A 19,449-nucleotide genomic window follows, 5' to 3' on the forward strand; every position below is an offset into this window, starting at 1 on the left:
ATATGTGTATAAGAGTCAGCCCCCAACTAAAAACCCCCTAACCCCAAAAGACTGCTTTTAAAGAGGCTATCACTTGCTTTTCGCAAGCTCTTTTATTGTATTTATTTTAAAAAATGCCCTTAAGCTTTTTTTAATTTTGTTACTCATGTTTAATAAGCCAAAGCCTTTATTTTTGCCCTTGGTTAAGCCTTTCTTCTATCTTTTTGATTTGTTGGCTCATTTGAGCGCTCGCATTGATTTGATTGATGAGCATGTAAAGGTTTATCATCATCAAAAGCACCACCACAATCCCTAAAAAAAACACGATTTGAACGGCTTTTTTAGCGATTTCTCGGGCTTCTTGTTCTTTTTGCATGCGTTTTTAATTTTCCAATTCTTCTGGGGATAAATCTTTATAAAAGCGTTCTAATTCAAAGCTCTCGCCCAAATACGCAGCGATTTCTTGGGAATCCACAAGGGCGTTTTGCAAGCAGCTCGTCGCGCCTGGAGAGGGGGTCATGTTAAAAGTGATGCCTTTATGCGTGCAAATCTTTTTTTCGCCTAATTCCAGTTTTCGCTTGGTTCTGTCTAAAACTTGCGGGCGCACTTCGCCAAAACCATGAGCGTATTCTAAATCTTCTAGGCTAAGAGAGGGGATGATTTTTTGAGCGTCTTTTAAAAATTTCCTTTTACCGATAATAGGCAATTCAAAAACCATGTTTTTAAACACATAATTACGGATTTCTTTATCGCTCATCAAATCAAACGCGATCTTAAACACATCTTTATTCAAATCCATTTTCAACAATTCCAAGCTAATGCCCTTAAGCCAGCATTTGTTGCGTTCTAATTTAGGCATCGTTAAAGCGGTAGGCCCGATTCGTGTTTTTCCTTTAATGACGGCATCAGGGTCGCCATGCACGGCTGCAAAAGGGAGTTTGGGGTTTTGAACGGTATAAACCTTGCCCCTTAATAAATCCGGCACAAAATAAAAGCTGCCCGCCACAGGCAAGCACCCTAAATCCAAGCCATAGCCCATGCTCTGAGCCAAAGGCAAAGCGTAAGAGCCGGCATTGACTAGCACGAATTTAGCATACACTTCTTCAGCGTCTTCTGAAATGAGCGCGTAAGTGTCGTGGCGTTTTTCAATCTTTTTCACTTTGAAATTCAAAAACACCTGGTTGTTAGGCTTTAACTTTAGGGCTTCTTCAACGAAGTTCTCGCTCAACTTCGCAAAATTCATGGTGCTCCAATCCTTTTGATAACCATGCCCGATAATATTTTCATGCCTGTCTATGCCATTAGCCCCTAAAATCACATTAGGCTCTAATTCTTTAATCTTTTGCTTGTCAAATTCTTCTAGCCCCACAAAGATTTCTTTAAAGGATTCGTAGCGTTTTTTCATGAACTCGCATTCTTCATCGCCCACGCCTATAGCCATTTTCTGGGTTTCAAAAATCACTTCATTTTGCAAACCTTTATTGAGCGCGTATTGCCTGGTCTTATAAGCACTCAAACGCACTTTTTTAGCTTTTTCAGGAGTGTAATTCGTTTCAATAGAGCCATCATGAATGGTTTGCGAATTAGCCTTAGCACTAGAGCTGATTTGAGCCAATTTAGAGCATTTTTCCACGATAGCCACGCGCTTTAAAGAGCTGTATTCGCTCAAAGTATAAAAGGTCGCGCACCCTGAAACCCCACCTCCAATAATAACAGCATCAAATTCCATACTCATTGTCTTTCTCCAAATGTTTTAAATTGATAAATCGTAATCATAATATAAGAAAATCAATTCGCATTCAAAGGGCTTGAAGTTTTATTGACAAAATCTTTCAAATCGCTCATTCCAAGCACCCTGTCAATCAATAATTTCTTTTTAGAAAACGCCCCGTTATGTTCTTCCGCTAGCCATAATGAAGTGATCACCACGCCTCCTATTTTATGGCTCAAGGTTTTAAAATGCTTTTGGGTTTGCACCGACCAAATGCTGTGAGCGACTATCGCTTGATGGTTGTGTGCACCTAAATAGAGCATGATATGCCCTTTTAAATAGATGAGCGTGCCAAAAGGCGTGGCGTTTTTAAGGATGTAATCTTCTTTTTCTTTGGCTTTCATGGAGCTTAAATCCACATAATTGTTCGCATAACGGCTTTGCGCGTAGGAATTTCTGGGGAGCAAAATACCAAAATTAGCAAAACTATCCCTAGTGAAAGCCGAGCAATCCCTATTACCCAATAGTCCACCCCAGCCGTATTTTTGCCCTAGCATGGTGTCTATAAAATACGCCATGTTCTCGCTGTTAAAAGCCTTAGGGAAAACAAAAAAATCCTTTTCTTCTAAGATCACGCTTTGTAAAGTCGCATAGCCCTTAGCGTCTCTCAAAAAACCATAGGCTTTCAATTCCTTTTTTTGGGGTTTTTGAGATGCGTTTTGACTTTGGGGGATGAGAGCGAACAATTCGCCCACTCTGGCGTTGGTGTAAAAATCCCCATAGTTTGTATAAAGGGGGATTTTATCTTTTATGGGCATGACATAATCTTTAAGATGGGTTAAAAGCTCTATGTCTTTATCATGCATGTAAGCTAAATCGCTAACTTTGATCCAACCATAAACAAAACTGCTTTGAATGTGAGCGTAAGTTTTATCCGTATTGAAATGCGTGATTAAAACCGGCGTGCCTTGAAAAATCAGCGAATTTTGATACCTATCAAAAGGATAGCCTTTTTGAGAAAGATAATAAGGTTTGTTATTAGGCACAGCCCTTACATCGCTATCTCGCACCACAACAGCCTTAATCTTAGCGCTCGGGTAATGCTCAATATCCATGCTTTTAATAAGCTCGTCATTGAAAGCTTTTGCGTTGGGTTTTAGATCTTCGCCATAACCGGTGGATTTATTCATCTCCTTGAGGATCCAAAACACTTCTTTTTTATTGCTTTTGACTTTCGCATCTAGCCATGGGGAATACCACGCTTTGAGATAGCTCTCTTTTAGATTTTCTCTTAACGCTTGGGGGTCAATGCTTTGGTTATTATGACTGCCATTTTGAGAGCTTGCAAGATAGCTTGAAGCCTCTTGGGGCAAGGATAAATCTTTGAGCGTGAAATCCTTTTTCATGCAACTCACAAACAAAAACAAGAAAACTACAAGAAAATAACGCATGCTTTAGAGAACCTTAACATCAAATGCGCAAATAGTTTCTTAAAATACGCCCGTATTGCGGGCTTCTCAATTTTTTAATCGCAGAGCTTTCAATTTGGCGCACCCTTTCTCTAGTAACATTCAATTCCTTACCGATTTCTTCTAAAGTGCGATCGCTTTCATCGTCTAAAAGCCCAAAACGCATGCGGATCACCGCTTTTTCTCGCTCATTCAACTGATCCAAAACGCTTTCAATTTGCACTTTTAAATCTTCTCGCATGATGTGATCAATGGAGCTAACGATATTTTTATCTTCCACGAAATCCCCAAATTTGCCGTCATCATCATTGCCGACTGGGGTTTCCAAACTGATAGGCTCTTTAGTAACCTTAATCACATTCTTCACTTTATCTAACGAAAGCCCCACTTCTTCAGCCACCACCTCTAAATTAGGCTCTTTGCCGTTTTCTTGAATGTGTTTGCGCATGACTTTATTGATGCGATTGATGGTGTCAATCATGTGAATGGGGATGCGGATAGTGCGGGCTTGATCGGCTATGGCTCTGCTGATAGCTTGTTTGATCCACCAGGTCGCATAGGTAGAAAACTTGAAGCCCTTTTCATGCTCAAATTTATCCACCGCTTTCATCAAGCCAATATTACCCTCTTGAATCAAATCCAAGAATGGCAAGCCTCTGCTCGTGAATCGTTTAGCGATGCTCACCACCAACCTTAAATTGGATTTAGCCATTTTGTTTTTAGCGCGATCGGAAATCAATTTCCCTCTTTTGATTTGCTCTAAAATTTCTTTTAGCTTGTTGGGGGCTAAATCAAAGCCTTCTTCGCTCGCTTCTTTGGTCAAAAAGAGTTTTTTGAGATCCATATACACGCTCACCATAGTCGCTTCTGGCACTTGAGCGATAATATCTTCTTTAGTCATGTTAGTGATATTAGCGAGGATTTTTTTATGGTTAGCGATGAGAGTGTCATTGAATAAGGGCAGTTTGTATTCCAAGCGTTTCAACTCTTTTTCAAACCCATCGCCGCTTTTTAAAGTGGTCTCCATCGTTTTGACTAATTCATTAATCAGTTTGCTGGTAGGTTCTAAATCATAGAGTCTGTCTTTGAGCGTTTGGCGTTTGTAAGCTAGGGTCAATGAACGCACTAACTCGTCTTCTTTTTCATCTATGGGGGCTTCAAGGGCTTTAAGCCATTCTTTTTTAGCCTTGTCTAGGGCTTTAAAGCTTTCTTGAACCTTTTCTACGCGCTTCTTGTCTTTTTCAGAAACGACCTTTTTCCTTTCTTCGTTTTCTTCATATTCTTCGCTGTCGTCATCTTTTTTAGAATCGCTCACGCTATTTTCATCGTCATCATCAAAGCTCCTGAAAAGCTCTTTAACCCTTCGTTCACGATTGATTAAGGCGTCTTTATACGCATAGATAAAATCAATCAAATACGGCACCGAGCAGATCGCGTCTAAAATAATGTCTTCGCCCAAGCGGATCTGCTTGCTCAATTCAATCTCTTCATCTTTGCTTAAAAGTTTTATATCCCCCATTTCACGCAAATACATGCGCACCGGGCTATCGCTTCTGCTCCACTCTAAAAAATCCTTTTCTTTCAAAAAGTCATAGCCATCTTCTAATTCCTCATCTAAAACTTTTTGCTTTTCTTCAGTTTTTTTAATCTTGTCAATCGCATTGAGTTTTTTAGCGTATTCTGAAGAGCTGACCAATTTCTTTTGGTATTTTTGGCACAATTCTTTGATTTTTTTGATTTGGGCTAGAGTGGGGACTTTCGTGCTGATTTGAATGATAGACTCATAAGAAACACAATCGCTTAAGGAATTAGCGAACAATTCTTCTAACGCTTCATTAAAACTAAGCTTTTTAACAGGAACAGGTTCTTTCGCTTTAATTTCTTTGAATTTGCTTTCTTTGGTTTTATTTTCTTTAATTTTGCTTTCTTTAGTTTTATTGCTCTCTTTGGTTTTATTTTCTTGTGCGGTTTCTGCTTTGGCTTCCTGTTTAGCTCTTTTGGGGGCTTTTTCTTCGTTAGCTTTCTTTTTCATTGGACACTCCATAAATAAAGAACCCATGCTTTCAAATCAAAAAGCTAGGTCTATAAGATAAGATACACCTAATCCTTTGCTATTTTACTAAAAAATAGCTTAAATTCTAATTATAAAATGAGTTTAAAATAAAATTTAAAAACCCCCATTTTTTAAAAAATAGGGTTTTAATGGTTGGCGTTTGGTAAAAACAAACCTTAAAGCTTATCCACCATGCTTTTTAAGAATTTCGCTGAAGTTTGAGCGCTTTTTTCTAAAAACGCATCAAAGCTCATGTTAGCTTCCTCATCAGCGTTATCGCTAATACTCCTTAAAATACAGCATGGCACGCCAAATTTTTGGCACACAAACGCCACGCTCGCCCCCTCCATTTCCACCGCGCTCGCCTTAAACTCGCTGACTAAAAATTCTTTCCTTTCTTTGCTATGGACAAACTGATCGCCTGATGCGATGACGCCTTCTTTGAGCGCAATATGTTGCTCATTAGCGACTTTTTTAGCCAAAGCGTTCAAACTTCCGCTCGTTTCAATAAAAATCGCGCTTTCTGGGATGAACCCTAAAGGGTGGTTAAACGCGCTCAAATCCACATCATGCTGGACTAATTGAATAGCCACTAACAAATCATTGATTTTTAAGCCTTTAACTAAGCTTCCAGCCACCCCGCTAAAAAGCACCTTTTGAACGCCAAACGCTAAAATCATGCTTGTTGTGGTTAAAGTGGAATGCACCTTGCCAATCTTGCTATAAGCGACAATGATTTCCTTGTTGCAATAAACGCCTTTATGGAAAACATTCCCCCCTAAAGAAATCTCTTCAAAATCCACGTCAAACAATTCTAGTATAGGGGTTATTTCTTCTCTCATCGCCCCTAAAATGCCAATTTTTTGCACCATTTTCTCCCCATCACACGTATTCTTCTAAAAACTCAATGGCTTCATCAAGCCCTTTATTATCCCCCACGCTTATGGTGGGCTTATTGCTCAATCGCTTGTTAAGCCCCTTTAACACACTCCCACAGCCTAATTCAAAAAAAACATCCACTCGGTCGTTGTTAGATTTCACGCAGTCTTGATAGCGCACCGGTTGAGTGAGTTGCAAGCTCAATAATTCAACGGCTTTCGCTTTATTATGATACGCTTCGTTAGTCGCATTGGAGATGATTTCAAAATGGAATTTATCTTTCAGGCTTTTTTCTAGCAATTCCTGGAATTTAAAAGTCATAGGCTCTAAAAAAGGGCAATGGCTCGCCACGCTCATTTCTAAAAAAACCACTCTTTTAGCCCCCATTTCCTTTAAAGTCGGCTCTAGGGCTTTCAAATCGTCTTTAATCCCGGCTAAAACCACTTGCATGCCGCCATTAAAATTCGCGCACCACACATTTTTGGTTCTTTGACACAAGCTCAAAAGACTTTCTTCAGAAACGCCCAAAACGACCATCATAGAAGCGTCTTTATTCGCGCACGCTTCTTGCATCATTTTGCCTCTTTGGTGCGTGAGTTTAAGGGCTTTTTCAAAATCCAACGCCCCGCTCAAAGACACCGCGCTCACTTCGCCGAGCGAATGCCCTAAAGCAAAAACGGGTTTTAATCCTCCATTTGCTTGCTTGTTGAGCAATTGGTAAGCGATATAGCTCACTAAATAAATGGCAGGCTGGGTGTAAGCGCTCTCTTTTAAAAGCTCATTTTCTTCAAAAAGCGTTTTTTTCATGTCCACTTTAAGCGCGTTAGAAGCCCTTTCAAACAATTCTTTAGCTAGGGTGTGGCTCTCATAGAATGATTTTCCCATTCCTATACATTGCGAGCCTTGCCCTGGAAATAATAGCGCGTATTGCATTGGTGTTATCCTTTAAATTTTATTAATCCATAATTTAAGATTGTAAATTGTAATATAAAAGCCCTTAGTTTTGTTTAGAAACCATTAAAGTTTAAGGTTTATTTTAACTTATTTTTACTATAATTCTACTTTGTGATGAGGACAGGTGGGTGAGTTGGCTGAAACCACATCCCTGCTAAGGATGCGTAGCCGTCAAGGTTACCGAGGGTTCGAATCCCTCCCTGTCCGCCAGCCTTTTTGCCTTTAAAAACTTTTTGTTTAGAATGTATTAACGAGACACCATAGTTTCTAAGCATTCCTTTTACGACACTCCTTTTACAGATTTTACAAATACAAATTTTAGGTTGGGTGAAGAGAGACACCCAGCCTAAACCCTATCAATCCACTGCGGTATTTTCAAACATTTTGAGTATAATCGTTTCTGATCATAATCACAAAAAAGAAAGAACATGACTTACATAGAATTAGGTAAAAAAGTTTTAGAACAAGCAGAGAGGCCTTTGAGCGTTAAAGAAATTTTTGAGAAAGCTTGTGAAATGGGATTGGATAAAGAATGCAACGACGGAAAAATACTTTCTCATAGTCTTGGAAGTCAGCTTGGTGAACACGATATTTCTAACGATAAGAAGCAATTCTATGTTGCACGCAAAGAGGGAGGAGCCTTTTTCTATTGGCTCAAATCTCGTGAAAGAGAATTTCCTCCACAAAAAACCCTAGATGCTAAAGAAGAAGATGATGAACAGAGCGAGTGTTCAGGCACAGCCAAAAAACAAAAAACCTCTTTTGATGAAAGGGATTTGCACCCACTGCTTGTGAAATTCCTTGATGAAGATCCAAATTTCAAGCTCCTATGCAAAACCATCCGCCATAACGAATGTAAAAAAAGCACAGCGGGCGAATGCAAATGGAATTATCCTGACATCGTGGGCGTGTATTTTCCCTATAATAAATATTTTCCCTATAATGGATATAAAGAAGAAACTTTGAAATTTTTACACCATACCGGTCAAAAAAGACACAAGCTTTTTTCCTTTGAGCTTAAAAAAGAGCTTAGTTTTTCCAATTTAAAAGAGAGCTATTTTCAAGCGGTGAGCAATTCTACTTGGGCTAATGAGGGGGTATTTGGTGGTTTTTGGGATTAAAGATAAATATAAAGATAAAGTTTTGGATGAATTAAAACGACTCAACCAAAGCTTTGGTATAGGGGTTATCAAGCTAGAATCTGAGATTTCAAACTCCAAAATCTTGTTGCCAGCTAAAGAAAGGGAGATTGATATACCCACACTTAACATGCTTATAGAACAGAGTCCGAAAGATTTTAAGCCTTTTATGGCAAACATTAACAAGCAAATTGAAGCAGGATTTGATAAGCCAATCCAGATGGAAGGTTTTGATAAAGTGCTTAATGATGAAGCAATGCAAAAACACATTGAAAAACACATTGAAGATAAAGGCATTAAAGCAGAATAAAAAATGGGAGCGCTTTATCTTTCTCGCCCCATTTTTAAAAGCACAGACGAGCTTTTCACCCTTTATCAAGGGGATTGTAATGAGGTTTTGCCTCAATTTGAAAATGCTTTTGATTTGATTTTTGCTGATCCGCCTTATTTCCTTTCTAATGACGGCTTAAGCATACAGAGCGGTAAAATCGTGAGCGTCAATAAAGGCGATTGGGATAAAGAAGATGGGATTGACGATATTGATGCGTTTAATTACCAGTGGATAAACAACGCCAAAAAGGCTTTAAAAAACACAGGAAGCCTTTTAATCAGCGGGACTTACCACAATATCTTTTCTTTGGGGCGTGTTTTACAAAAATTGGATTTTAAGATTTTAAACCTCATCACTTGGCAAAAAACCAACCCTCCTCCCAATTTCAGCTGCCGTTATTTGACGCATTCAGCTGAGCAAATCATTTGGGCGAGAAAAAGCCGCAAGCATAAGCATGTTTTTAACTATGAGGTTTTAAAAAAGATCAATAATAATAAACAAATGCGTGATGTGTGGAGTTTCCCAGCGATCGCTCCTTGGGAAAAAGTTAATGGCAAGCACCCCACTCAAAAACCTCTCGCTTTATTAGTGCGCTTACTTTTAATGGCGAGCGATGGAAATTCCCTCATTGGCGATCCTTTTAGCGGGAGCTCTACCACAGGCATTGCGGCTAACCTTTTGAAGAGGCAATTTATCGGTATAGAAAAAGAAAGCGAGTTTATCAAAATATCCATAAACAGAAAAATAGAATTAGACGCTCGCTATCAAGAGATCCGATCTAAAATCAAAGATTTGAATTTCCAATAAGCCCCTTTTTTAAGCCGCTTTAAGCGTTATACTTTTCGGATTTTACCTCAAAATGGGATTCTATTTTCACCCATTCCTTACAAAGGATATTTTCATACCCAAAAAGCCAGTGTTTGGGGCCAATAATGATTTTTTCAGGATTCTTTATCAAATAGGCCGCCCACCAACTATAAGTGCTATTAGCGATAATGCCATGCTGACAAGATTGCATGAGCAGCATATCCCAATATCCCTCTTCTTCTTTATCCCTAGTGGTCATGTCCATAAAAGGGTAGCCAAGATCAAGGTTTTGCGTGAATGTTAAGTCTTCGCAAAACACAAAAAGCTCCATGTTTGGCACGCGCTTTGCCATATACTCAAGCGCCTTTTTTTGATAATCAATACCAAGCTGACAGCCAATCCCTACATAATCCCCTCTTCTTATATGCACAAACACGCTGTTTTTAGCGGCTAAAATCAAAGAGAGCTTGCGGTGGTATTCTTCCTCTTTTTTTTTATTATTTCCATTTTCGGGGGGGGGGGGGGTAGGGTGAAGGTTTGCTTGATTAAAGAGGATATAGCATCAAAATATCGTGGATCTTGGAAGTAACCATAAAAATAAGTCAAGCGGCTTGGCTTTAATAATTTAGGCTCGTATTCAAAAACGATTTCTTGACTCACCCTATCAAATCCCATGCATTTGAGCACATCTCTTACCAGTTTGGGGAGGTGTTGCATTTTAGCTATAGCGATTTCTTTTTCATTCGCATAGGGCAAATCAATAGGGAAAAGTTCTAATTGCATTTTCCTATCGCTCCAATCAAAAGAACTAATATCTAACAGCACAGGCGTGTTAGAGTGTTTTTGCAAACTTTTAGCGAAAGCGTATTGAAACATTTGATTCCCAAGCCCTCCGCAAATTTGCACCACCTTAAAAGCCATTCAATCCCTTTATATTGTCAAATGAAACGCTCATTTTAGCCCATTTTAAAGCCCTTTTTCAATAAAAGCCTAAAAAACGGGGCAAGTAAGGCTTTCAAATCATTTGAATTTTTTATTTGAAAAAGACGCGTATGAGGGTTCTAGCAAGCGTTCTTGGTATTCTAAAAGAATCCTATCTTCGCTATTGAGCGAGTAGGCTTCATCGTATTTGCGCTTGATGATGCCCTTTAAAATGGTGTGTTGGACCTGGTATTTATCTTCTTTAAGCATTTCATCCACTAAAGCGTAAAGCTGAATGTCTTGAATGAGTAAATCTGAAATTTTAACGCTCTCTTTATCAAACAATTCTTCATTAGCGCAATATTCATTCACTAAAATAAGCACTCGGTTATACACATCAGAGGCGATTTTAGCGTTTAGGGTTCTGTAAATGTAATCTTTGATTTTTTTGAGCTGCTCTTCTAAATCTTCACTGGCCTTGCTCGCTAAAGCCAGAATGCTTAAAATTTGAATGAGAGTCATCATTTTATGGCTTAAAGAGCGGGTGCGCCATTTAATGAGAAAGCGCATGAAATAAGACATTTTGACAGAAAGGCTACAAGGGAGGGTGTTTTTCTTGGGTTTTGGCATGCTCAGTTTCTTTTAAAAAAGGATTTTGTGGTTTAATTATATAATTTTAAAATTAAAACTAGGAGTAAAGAGATGAAAACATTCAAAAAAGGCGTGGTCTTAGACGCTAAAAGCGTGGGGTTAAAAGCGCTAGAAGTTTTAAAAGAAGTGGCGGATTTTGATTTTTATGAGATCACTTCGCCTAATCAAGTGGTTGAGCGTTGCAAAGACGCTGAAATCATGGTATTGAATAAAGTCGTGATCACCCAAGAGATTTTAAGCCAATTGCCCAAACTCAAACTCATTTGCATCACCGCTACAGGCACGGATAATGTGGATATAAAAAGCGCGAAAGCTTTAGGCATAGAAGTCAAAAATGTGAGCGCTTATTCTACAGAATCCGTAGCCCAGCACACTTTAGCGTGCGCGTTGTCTTTGTTGGGGAGGATCAATGATTACGATCATTATTGCAAAAGCGGGGAATACAGTCAAAGCGATCTTTTTACGCACATTAGCGGTATTAAAATGGGGCTTATTAAAGGGAGTCAATGGGGGGTTATTGGTTTAGGGACTATCGGTAAAAGAGTCGCCAAACTCGCTCAAGCTTTCGGGGCAAAGGTGGTGTATTATTCCCCTAAAGATAAAAAAGAAGAGTATGAGCGCTTGAGTTTAAAAAATCTGCTCACAACAAGCGATATTATCAGCATTCATGCCCCCTTAAATGAAAGCACGCACGATTTAATCGCTTTAAAAGAATTGCAAAGCCTAAAAGATGGGGCGGTTTTAATCAATGTGGGGCGTGGGGGCATTGTGAATGAAAAGGATTTGGCTGGAATTTTAGAAACCAAAGATTTGTATTACGCGAGCGATGTGTTTGTGAAAGAGCCTTTTGAAAAAGATCATGCGTTTTTGAACCCAAAGATCCAAAACAAATTGCTTTTAACCCCCCACATCGCATGGGCGTATAGCGACAGCTTGAAAACCTTAGTAGAAAAAACCAAAGAAAATATCCAGGATTTTTTAGCTTCTCAAAAATAAACGCAAAAAAAAGGGGGGTGAATTGTTGGGCTTTTTTTACTGCTAACGCTTAATGTTTTTGAGTATGGCATGATAAAAAAGCTCAAAGCATTTTTTTAATGTAATGCAAAATAAAAGAGTTTGTTTTAATCAAGCGATGATTTCTTAAATAGAAAAGAAAAGCCTTTGAGTAACCACCCCCAAAGGCTTCTATTAAAGAGAACGATCACATCTTAGAAATATCAATTTTAAAGGTGTGGATTTCATCTTCTAAAAAGACTTTAACCACCACCACGCCCGGGGTTTTAAGGTTTTTGGTATCCACCACCACAAACCCTCCCCTAGCCTTACCTTCAACGTTAAGGGTATTGTTTTTAAGATAATTGATCGCTAGGATCTTTAAAGCCTGGCGGCTTTCTTGCATGACCTCTTGCTCTTCTACATCATCCATCATCATCATGCCAAAGCCTGGCCCATACATGCCCATTCCCCCATACATCATGCCGTTATAAGCTAAAAAACTCCCTTGCCCGTAATAAAACATAGGTGGGGTGATCATATTGATATTATCAATAGGGGCGGTCGGCACGCTGATATTAAAGCTTTGTAAAATGCCCTCAAAATCAAAACTGGATTTCATCACCTGTCTCAAGCTTAAGACCGGTAAATTCGTTTGGTTGATAGACACCGAAATGGCTTTACGGCTAAACACCACAGGATTTCCCTCTATAACTTGCGCCGCTACATACAGCACTAAGGGGGATTCGTTCAAGCCTTTCAATTTGCTTTGAGCGATTTCTAGCTGGACTTTAGACTTGGCTTGCGTGGAGGTCATCACTTGAATCCCATTATTATAGGAAGTAACATGTTCAGGCGTGATCTTATAGCTCGCACAAGCGCTCATCAATAAGGCTATCGCTACTAAAACGATTTTTTTCATTCAAACTCCTTTCATTCAGTTTAATCTTCGTTTAGAATTTCCCTATTATAGTGTAGTTTGACTTAAAATTAAGATTTTATTAGGAATAAGGGCTTAAAAAAGATTTAATGTAGGCTTTCTAACCACAAAAGAATAGAAGATTTGATCTCATTGAGTTTTAAAACTTCTTGGTGTTTGATTCCTCTTTCAAATAAATCATCAAGGCGCTGGCTATCCGGGGTATTGTAGTTGTTTTTTAGCGCTTCTAGGGCGGTTTTATCGTCTTTTTTCTGCTCGTTTAGGGCTAAAAGGGTGGTTCTAGGGAATTTTTCATAAGAGGCAGTGGCGGAAACAAGGGTTTTTTCGTTGGTTTTCAAGCTGGCGTTTAAAGCGGTGGCGGTGTGAGGGTCAATCAGGTATTGGTGCTCTGCATAAACTTCTTGAATGGTTTTCAAACAATCTTCATCTGAGCAACTCGCGCAAGAAAAATGCTCCTGTAAAAGGGCTAATTCTTTAGGCTTTAAGGCGTAAAATTTCTCTTCTTCTAAAGCTTGCATCAATTCTAGCGTGCGTTCAAACCCATAAAGGCTAAAAAGCACCCTTTCCACATTAGAGCTTTTTAAAATATCCATAGCCGGTGAGAAAGTTTGTTTTAAAGAGCGGTGGGTTAAATCGTAACGCCCTGTCTCTATAAACTCCCTTAAAACATCATTGCTGTTGGTTACGACCTTGATTTTAGCAATATTCAAGCCCATTTTTTTGGCATAAAACGCCCCTAAAGCGTTCCCAAAATTACCGCTAGGTATGGCTAGGGTGATTTTTTCTTTAGAATTGATCGCGCCTTTTTTATACAATTCTAAAAAGCCCCAAATATGATAGACGATTTGAAAAGCGATGCGCCCAAAATTCACGGAATTAGCCACGCTTAATTTTAATTGGCGCGCTTTTAAAGCCTCGTTAAAATCGTCGTCTTTTAAAAGGTTTTTGAGCGCATTTTGCGCCTCATCAAAGTCCCCACTGATCCCAAAGACCTTTAAATTGCTAGCGCTTTGGGTAACCATTTGGAGTTTTTGGACTAAACTTGTGCCATCTTTAGGGTATAAACACACCACAAAAACATTAGGCATGCCCGCCAAACTTTCTAAAGTCGCAGGGCCGGTATCACCGCTTGTAGAAACGAGCATTAAATACTTTTCATTTTTTCCTACCGCTAGGTTAGAAAACAAGCTCGCTAAAGGCTGCAACGCCATGTCTTTAAACGCCAAACTAGGCCCATGGTAGAGCTCTTGGACAAAAAGCCTTTCATTGAGCGCAAAAATAGGGGCTGGATTTTTAGGGTTATCAAAATTTTCATAGCGTTTTAAAGCGTCTGTCAATAAACCCTTAGGAATCTCTAAACCCAACCGCTCAAACACGCATTCTACTAACTCGTTATAGCTCAGATTCAAACAATCCTGCCATTCTAATGTTTCAAAATGCTCTAAAGTGTAAAGCCCACCTTTGGGGGCGTTGGGGTTTAATATTGCTTCAATAAAATCAATCTTTTTTTCTTTCACAGAACGCGTGGGGACAAAAGGCATGATGATTCCTTTTTATATTTGGATAATTTTAAGTCGTAGCATACCCTAAAAGAGCGAATGCAACCTTAAAATGGTTTTTTAAATGGGAATGATTGATCGCCTTTTTAATCCAATTTAATTTTGGATTTATGCTTATAACACTATAATGCGGTTTAAAATTTTGCCGCAAATGGGCAAAAAATTCATCATAGTAAGGTTGTGTTTTGTCTAAAGGTTTGAGTATCGGTAATAAAATCATATTGTGGGTGGCGTTGATTGTGATCGTGTGCGTGAGCATTTTAGGGGTGTCCTTGAACAGCAGGGTGAAAGAGATTTTAAAAGAAAACACCTTGCGTTCTATGCAAGATAGTTTGCATTTTAAGGTTAAGGAAGTGCAAGGGGTTTTGGAAAACACTTATATGAGCATGGGCATTGTCAAGGAAATGCTCCCTAAAGACACCAAAAGAGAAATCAAAATCCACTTGTTAAAAAACTTCATTTTAGCCAATTCGCATGTCGCTGGGGCGAGCATGTTTTTTAAAGGCAGAGAAGATTTAAGATTAACGCTTTTAAGGGATAACGATACGATTAAAGTGATGGAAAACCCGTCATTAGGGAATAACCCTTTAGCGCAAAAAGCGATGAAAAATAAAGAAATTTCTAAAAGCTTGCCTTATTATAGGAAAATGCCTAATGGGGCGGAAGTTTATGGGGTTGATATTCTTTTACCTTTATTGAATGAAAACGCTCAAGAGGTTGTAGGGGCTTTGATGGTTTTTCTTTCCATTGACAGCTTCAGTAATGAAATCACTAAAAACAGGAGCGATTTGTTTTTAATTGGCGTTAAAGGTAAAGTGCTTTTGAGTGCGAATAAGAGTTTGCAAGACAAATCCATCGCCGAAATTTATAAGAGCGTGCCTAAAGCCACCAACGAAGTGCTAACTATTTTAGAAAACGGCTCTAAAGCGACTTTAGAATACCTGGATCCCTTTAGCCATAAGGAAAATTTTTTAGCCGTTGAAACCTTTAAAATGCTAGGCAAAACAGAAAGTAAAGACAATCTTAATTGGATGATCGCTTTAATCATTGAAAAAGACAAGGTCTATGAGCAAGTAGGCTCGGTGCGTTTTGTGGTAATTATAGCGAGCACGATCATGGTGTTAGCCTTGATTATAGCGATTACTTTACTCATGCGAGCGATTGTGAGCAGTCGTTTGGAAGCCGTTTCTAGCACCTTGTCTCATTTCTTTAAATTATTGAACAATCAAACCCATTCTAGCGATATTAAATTGATTGAAGCGAAATCCAATGACGAATTAGGCCGCATGCAAACAGCGATCAATAAAAATATCTTGCAAACCCAAAAAATCATGCAAGAAGACAGGCAAGCCGTCCAAGACACCATTAAAGTGGTTTCAGATGTGAAAGCAGGGAATTTTGCGGTGCGCATCACGGCTGAACCCGCAAGCCCTGATTTGAAAGAATTGAGAGACGCGCTAAACGGGATCATGGATTATTTGCAAGAAAGCGTAGGGACTCACATGCCAAGCATTTTCAAAATCTTTGAAAGCTATTCTGGTTTGGATTTTAGAGGCCGGATCCAAAACGCTTCGGGTAGGGTGGAATTGGTTACTAACGCTTTAGGGCAAGAAATCCAAAAAATGCTAGAAACTTCGTCTAATTTTGCCAAAGATTTAGCGAACGATAGTGCGAATTTGAAAGAATGCGTGCAGAATTTAGAAAAGGCTTCAAACTCCCAACACAAAAGCTTGATGGAAACTTCTAAAACGATAGAAAATATCACCACTTCCATTCAAGGCGTGAGCTCTCAAAGTGAAGCCATGATTGAACAAGGGCAAGACATTAAAAGCATTGTAGAAATCATTAGAGATATTGCCGATCAAACGAATCTATTAGCCCTGAATGCTGCTATTGAAGCCGCAAGGGCCGGCGAGCATGGCAGAGGCTTTGCGGTGGTGGCTGATGAGGTGAGAAAGCTCGCTGAAAGGACGCAAAAATCGCTCAGCGAGATTGAAGCCAATATTAATATTCTCGTTCAAAGCATTTCAGACACGAGCGAAAGCATTAAAAACCAGGTTAAAGAAGTAGAAGAAATCAACGCTTCTATTGAAGCCTTAAGATCAGTTACTGAGGGCAATCTAAAAATCGCTAGCGATTCTTTAGAGATCAGTCAAGAAATTGACAAAGTCTCTAACGATATTTTAGAAGATGTGAATAAAAAGCAGTTTTAATGCTCATTCATATTTGCTGTTCAGTGGATAACCTGTATTTTTTAAAAAAGGCTAAAGAAGCTTTTGTGGGTGAAAAAATTGTAGGGTTTTTTTATAACCCCAATATCCACCCTTATAGCGAATACTTGTTGCGTTTAGAAGATGTGAGACGCACTTGCGAGATGCTAGGAATTGAATTGCTTGAGGGCGATTATGAATTAGAAAAATTTTTAGACAAAGCTAAGGGTAAGGAATTGTTAGGGGAAAAAAGCGAACGCTGTTTTGAGTGCTTTGATTTGCGCTTAGAAGCGAGCGCTTTGAAAGCCTTTGAATTAGGGGAAGAAAGATTCACCACCACCTTACTCACAAGCCCTAAAAAAGATCCTAACCAGCTCATCGCTAAGGGACAACACATCGCGCAAAGGCACAATTTGGAATTTGTTGTGTTCAGAAACGATAATTTTGAACATTTCAAAAGCGAGTTGGATTTAAACTTGCAAGCTTTAGCGAGAGAAAACGAGCTTTATCGGCAAAATTATTGCGGTTGTCAATTCGCTTTAAAAATCCAAAAAGAATCCCAAAACAGAAGCCCCTTTGAGCTTTACTCGCCTTTAAAACGCCAGATTTTACCCGCAAGTATTGAAGAAAGAACACAAGTTTTTAGAACATTAGAAGCGGCTAAAAAGAATGGCAATAAACCTTTTTTAGCCCAAAAAACGATCGCAACTTACCGCTTATTAAATGGGGGTGTGTGGCTTTCTAAAAATTCAAACCCCTTGAATTGCTGCATTCTAGTGCACTCTAAAAGCAAAGCTAAGGTTAGGATCAACGATCTAAGGTGGGTATTTTCTCAGCGTTTGAGCGCTCTAGTGGGCTATAGCCAAAGAGATGAAACCCTGTTTTTAACTTTAGAAGGTCTTAATACCCTTATGGCAAAAAACTACGATAATTTAAAAGAGTTAAACCTTAACCCCTTAAGTTATGAAGAAGAGTTGTCTTTAAGGGCGTTGGTGAGCGGGAGCGAGAGTATTAACCCTATTATCGTGCTAGAAGAACGCACAGAAAAAACCCTTTTTGTAGAAATTAAAAGCATTTTTCAAGAAGAAAAGGTGTTTTATTTGCTCTAAGCTGAATTTTAATGGAGCGATAGATTCTTGTAATGAAAAATGATTAAAGTTGGCTTTAGTTATCCATGCTTGATGGGAACAAAATCTAAAACAATATGTCGTTTAAAATATAGCGTTGTGTGTAAGTAGGGGTTGTATTCAGTCAAAACATGCAAGTAATTTAAAGTTAATTTAAGATAATTAGGCACAATAGCCGTAAAAAGTTTAAGGCTGTATTTGAAAACTCTATTTAGTATTTATCTCTTTTTATCGTTGAACCCACTCTTTTTAGAAGCTAATGAGATCACTTGGTCTAAATTCTTAGAAAATTTTAAAAACAAGAATGAAGACGACAAACCTAAACCCCTAACTATTGAAAAAAACAATGAAAAACAGCAAATCCTAGACAAAAACCAGCAAATCTTAAAAAGGGCTTTAGAAAAAAGCCTTAAATTTTTCTTTATTTTTGGATACAACTATTCGCAAGCCACTTTTTCAACTTCTAACCAAACCTTGACTTTTGTAGCTAATAGCATAGGGTTTAACACCGCTACCGGTTTAGAGCATTTTTTAAGAAACCACCCTAGAGTCGGTTTTAGAATCTTTAGCGTCTATAACTATTTCCATTCTGTTTCGCTCTCTCAGCCCCAAATCCTAATGGTGCAAAATTACGGGGGCGCGTTAGATTTTTCTTGGATTTTTGTGGATAAAAAAACCTATCGTTTTAGGAGTTATTTAGGAATCGCTTTAGAGCAAGGGGTGTTGTTAGTGGATACGATTAAACCAGGTGCTATCACAACCATCATTCCCAGAACCAAAAAAACCTTTTTCCAAGCCCCTTTGCGTTTTGGTTTTATCGTGGATTTTATCGGCTATTTGTCTTTGCAATTAGGGATTGAAATACCCTTAGTGAGGAATGTTTTTTACACCTACAACAACCATCAAGAAAGATTCAAACCACGATTTAACGCTAATCTTTCTTTAATCGTTTCGTTTTAATCCCCCTTTAGATCCCCTTTTAAATAAGCCCATGATTTTCCTAGGGTATTTTAAAAGCATGGAAAAAACATTCGCTCTAATGCCGTTTTCTTTACATGCTCTTATGTTTTCTTTATTCCTTAATAAAAGGCTTTTAAACCCATTTGCGCTAACCCCACCGGTGCGCATCACCACTAACACTTCTTTCAAATAAGAAAAGCTTATTTTTTGCACCACAAACAAGCGGATGATCATCTCAAAATCCGCTGAAATCTTATAATCGGTTTTGTATAAGCCGTAGCGTTCATAAATGGCTTTTTTGACAAAAAGCGTGGGGTGCGCTGGCACCACGCCATAAAGCAAGGTTTTAGGGCTAAACTCCCCGCTTTCATAATAACGGACCACTTTTTCTAAACAATCAGGTTTGACAAACACCAAATCCGCATACACGCTATCGCAATTTTTCTTTTCAAATTCGCGCACCACTTTTTCTACCACAAACTCATCTTTGTAAAAATCATCGCTGTTCAATAAAGCGATAATATCCCCACTAGAACGCTTTATGCCTTTATTCATAGCGTCATAAATGCCCTTATCTTTTTCGCTCATCACGCAAGCGATTTTATCTCTATATTTTTGAATGATTCCTAAAGTGTTATCCGTGCTAGCCCCATCTATAATGATGTATTCAATGTTTTTATAAGTTTGATTAAGCACGGAAAGAATGGTGTCTTCAATGGTTTTTTCACCATTAAAACACGCCGTGATCACAGAAACCTTTAACAAT

The 19,449-nt window shown here is 38.7% G+C and carries 17 protein-coding genes, 1 tRNA gene and 1 pseudogene; 7 read left to right on the top strand and 12 right to left on the bottom strand.

What is annotated here, in order from left to right; all coding sequences use genetic code 11:
* Positions 1 to 166: 166 nt before the first annotated feature.
* The 6 genes from CXY28_RS06060 to fabD form a co-directional block, all read right to left on the bottom strand.
* Positions 167 to 355: a DUF5408 family protein gene (locus CXY28_RS06060; RefSeq protein WP_001168437.1), complete on the bottom strand. Its 189-nt coding sequence runs from the start codon at positions 353 to 355 to the stop codon at positions 167 to 169.
* Positions 356 to 361: 6 nt separating this feature from the next.
* Positions 362 to 1,714 carry an FAD-dependent oxidoreductase gene (locus tag CXY28_RS06065; RefSeq protein ID WP_100979965.1) on the bottom strand — a complete coding sequence of 451 codons (1,353 nt, stop codon included), beginning with the start codon at positions 1,712 to 1,714 and terminating at the stop codon, positions 362 to 364.
* A gap of 53 nt (positions 1,715 to 1,767) precedes the next feature.
* Positions 1,768 to 3,141 (bottom strand): C40 family peptidase, encoded by a 1,374-nt coding sequence (locus tag CXY28_RS06070; RefSeq protein ID WP_100979967.1) that lies wholly within the window; start codon positions 3,139 to 3,141, stop codon positions 1,768 to 1,770.
* 19 nt (positions 3,142 to 3,160) lie between these two features.
* Positions 3,161 to 5,218 carry an RNA polymerase sigma factor RpoD gene (gene rpoD / locus CXY28_RS06075; RefSeq protein WP_198542627.1) on the bottom strand — a complete coding sequence of 686 codons (2,058 nt, stop codon included), beginning with the start codon at positions 5,216 to 5,218 and terminating at the stop codon, positions 3,161 to 3,163.
* Between the two features lie 170 nt (positions 5,219 to 5,388).
* Positions 5,389 to 6,084 (bottom strand): 5'-methylthioadenosine/adenosylhomocysteine nucleosidase, encoded by a 696-nt coding sequence (locus CXY28_RS06080; protein WP_100979971.1) that lies wholly within the window; start codon positions 6,082 to 6,084, stop codon positions 5,389 to 5,391.
* Positions 6,085 to 6,094: 10 nt separating this feature from the next.
* Positions 6,095 to 7,024, bottom strand: a complete 930-nt coding sequence (gene fabD / locus CXY28_RS06085; RefSeq protein ID WP_050827722.1) for an ACP S-malonyltransferase — start codon at positions 7,022 to 7,024, stop codon at positions 6,095 to 6,097.
* A 139-nt stretch (positions 7,025 to 7,163) separates the two neighbouring features.
* Here fabD and CXY28_RS06090 point away from each other — a divergent pair.
* From CXY28_RS06090 to CXY28_RS06100, 3 genes and pseudogenes are all read left to right on the top strand, one after another.
* Positions 7,164 to 7,255 (top strand) — tRNA-Ser (locus CXY28_RS06090).
* A gap of 218 nt (positions 7,256 to 7,473) precedes the next feature.
* Positions 7,474 to 8,494: pseudogene (locus CXY28_RS06095) on the top strand (HTH domain-containing protein).
* Between the two features lie 3 nt (positions 8,495 to 8,497).
* A complete protein-coding gene (locus CXY28_RS06100; RefSeq protein WP_100979973.1) occupies positions 8,498 to 9,322 on the top strand; it encodes a DNA-methyltransferase in 825 nt (274 codons plus the stop codon).
* 19 nt (positions 9,323 to 9,341) lie between these two features.
* On the opposite strand, the gene futC1 is transcribed toward CXY28_RS06100, so the two are convergent.
* The 3 genes from futC1 to CXY28_RS06115 all read right to left on the bottom strand — a co-directional run bounded on the left by futC1 (position 9,342) and on the right by CXY28_RS06115 (position 10,873).
* The gene (gene futC1, locus CXY28_RS06105) at positions 9,342 to 9,782 is read right to left on the bottom strand and encodes an alpha-(1,2)-fucosyltransferase FutC1 (protein WP_100979975.1); all 441 of its coding nucleotides are present in this window, start codon (positions 9,780 to 9,782) and stop codon (positions 9,342 to 9,344) included.
* On the bottom strand, positions 9,779 to 10,243 hold the full coding sequence (locus CXY28_RS06110) for an O-fucosyltransferase family protein (RefSeq protein ID WP_100979977.1): 465 nt from the start codon (positions 10,241 to 10,243) through the stop codon (positions 9,779 to 9,781). The genes futC1 and CXY28_RS06110 overlap by 4 nt, the downstream gene beginning before the upstream one ends.
* Positions 10,244 to 10,342: 99 nt before the next feature.
* On the bottom strand, positions 10,343 to 10,873 hold the full coding sequence (locus tag CXY28_RS06115) for a hypothetical protein (RefSeq protein ID WP_001125802.1): 531 nt from the start codon (positions 10,871 to 10,873) through the stop codon (positions 10,343 to 10,345).
* 72 nt (positions 10,874 to 10,945) lie between these two features.
* Here CXY28_RS06115 and CXY28_RS06120 point away from each other — a divergent pair, with 72 nt between their 5' ends.
* Complete coding sequence (locus CXY28_RS06120) at positions 10,946 to 11,890, top strand: D-2-hydroxyacid dehydrogenase (RefSeq protein WP_100979979.1); 945 nt, start codon at positions 10,946 to 10,948, stop codon at positions 11,888 to 11,890.
* Between the two features lie 205 nt (positions 11,891 to 12,095).
* Here the strand turns inward: CXY28_RS06120 and CXY28_RS06125 are convergent, their stop codons facing one another.
* Positions 12,096 to 12,809 (bottom strand): hypothetical protein, encoded by a 714-nt coding sequence (locus tag CXY28_RS06125; protein ID WP_000725109.1) that lies wholly within the window; start codon positions 12,807 to 12,809, stop codon positions 12,096 to 12,098.
* 104 nt (positions 12,810 to 12,913) lie between these two features.
* A complete protein-coding gene (gene thrC / locus CXY28_RS06130; RefSeq protein WP_100979981.1) occupies positions 12,914 to 14,368 on the bottom strand; it encodes a threonine synthase in 1,455 nt (484 codons plus the stop codon).
* A gap of 203 nt (positions 14,369 to 14,571) precedes the next feature.
* On the opposite strand from thrC, the gene tlpA reads away from it, so the two are divergent.
* From tlpA to CXY28_RS06150, 3 genes are all read left to right on the top strand, one after another.
* Positions 14,572 to 16,599, top strand: a complete 2,028-nt coding sequence (tlpA, locus tag CXY28_RS06140; protein WP_100979983.1) for a methyl-accepting chemotaxis protein TlpA — start codon at positions 14,572 to 14,574, stop codon at positions 16,597 to 16,599.
* Positions 16,599 to 17,705: an epoxyqueuosine reductase QueH gene (locus CXY28_RS06145; protein ID WP_100979985.1), complete on the top strand. Its 1,107-nt coding sequence runs from the start codon at positions 16,599 to 16,601 to the stop codon at positions 17,703 to 17,705. Before tlpA ends, CXY28_RS06145 begins: the two co-directional genes overlap by 1 nt.
* Before the next feature lie 216 nt (positions 17,706 to 17,921).
* Positions 17,922 to 18,683: an outer membrane beta-barrel protein gene (locus CXY28_RS06150; protein WP_100979987.1), complete on the top strand. Its 762-nt coding sequence runs from the start codon at positions 17,922 to 17,924 to the stop codon at positions 18,681 to 18,683.
* Here CXY28_RS06150 and CXY28_RS06155 read toward each other — a convergent pair.
* Positions 18,666 to 19,448, bottom strand: coding sequence for a glycosyltransferase family 2 protein (locus CXY28_RS06155; protein WP_100979989.1), 783 nt, complete (start codon positions 19,446 to 19,448; stop codon positions 18,666 to 18,668). The genes CXY28_RS06150 and CXY28_RS06155 overlap by 18 nt on opposite strands.
* Position 19,449: the final 1 nt, after the last annotated feature.

The organism is Helicobacter pylori, assembly GCF_002832345.1.
Classification (GTDB): Bacteria; Campylobacterota; Campylobacteria; order Campylobacterales; family Helicobacteraceae; genus Helicobacter; species Helicobacter pylori_CP.

What these genes read in the sequence shown, in the direction of transcription:
- CXY28_RS06145 (WP_100979985.1), top strand. Translation starts at nt 16,599, where the DNA reads ATGCTCATTCATATTTGCTGTTCAGTGGATAACCTGTATTTTTTAAAA.
- CXY28_RS06125 (WP_000725109.1), bottom strand. Translation starts at nt 12,809, where the DNA reads ATGAAAAAAATCGTTTTAGTAGCGATAGCCTTATTGATGAGCGCTTGT.
- thrC (WP_100979981.1), bottom strand. Translation starts at nt 14,368, where the DNA reads ATGCCTTTTGTCCCCACGCGTTCTGTGAAAGAAAAAAAGATTGATTTT.
- fabD (WP_050827722.1), bottom strand. Translation starts at nt 7,024, where the DNA reads ATGCAATACGCGCTATTATTTCCAGGGCAAGGCTCGCAATGTATAGGA.
- CXY28_RS06070 (WP_100979967.1), bottom strand. Translation starts at nt 3,141, where the DNA reads ATGCGTTATTTTCTTGTAGTTTTCTTGTTTTTGTTTGTGAGTTGCATG.
- rpoD (WP_198542627.1), bottom strand. Translation starts at nt 5,218, where the DNA reads ATGGGTTCTTTATTTATGGAGTGTCCAATGAAAAAGAAAGCTAACGAA.
- CXY28_RS06065 (WP_100979965.1), bottom strand. Translation starts at nt 1,714, where the DNA reads ATGAGTATGGAATTTGATGCTGTTATTATTGGAGGTGGGGTTTCAGGG.
- CXY28_RS06120 (WP_100979979.1), top strand. Translation starts at nt 10,946, where the DNA reads ATGAAAACATTCAAAAAAGGCGTGGTCTTAGACGCTAAAAGCGTGGGG.
- CXY28_RS06080 (WP_100979971.1), bottom strand. Translation starts at nt 6,084, where the DNA reads ATGGTGCAAAAAATTGGCATTTTAGGGGCGATGAGAGAAGAAATAACC.
- CXY28_RS06060 (WP_001168437.1), bottom strand. Translation starts at nt 355, where the DNA reads ATGCAAAAAGAACAAGAAGCCCGAGAAATCGCTAAAAAAGCCGTTCAA.
- CXY28_RS06100 (WP_100979973.1), top strand. Translation starts at nt 8,498, where the DNA reads ATGGGAGCGCTTTATCTTTCTCGCCCCATTTTTAAAAGCACAGACGAG.
- CXY28_RS06110 (WP_100979977.1), bottom strand. Translation starts at nt 10,243, where the DNA reads ATGGCTTTTAAGGTGGTGCAAATTTGCGGAGGGCTTGGGAATCAAATG.
- CXY28_RS06115 (WP_001125802.1), bottom strand. Translation starts at nt 10,873, where the DNA reads ATGCCAAAACCCAAGAAAAACACCCTCCCTTGTAGCCTTTCTGTCAAA.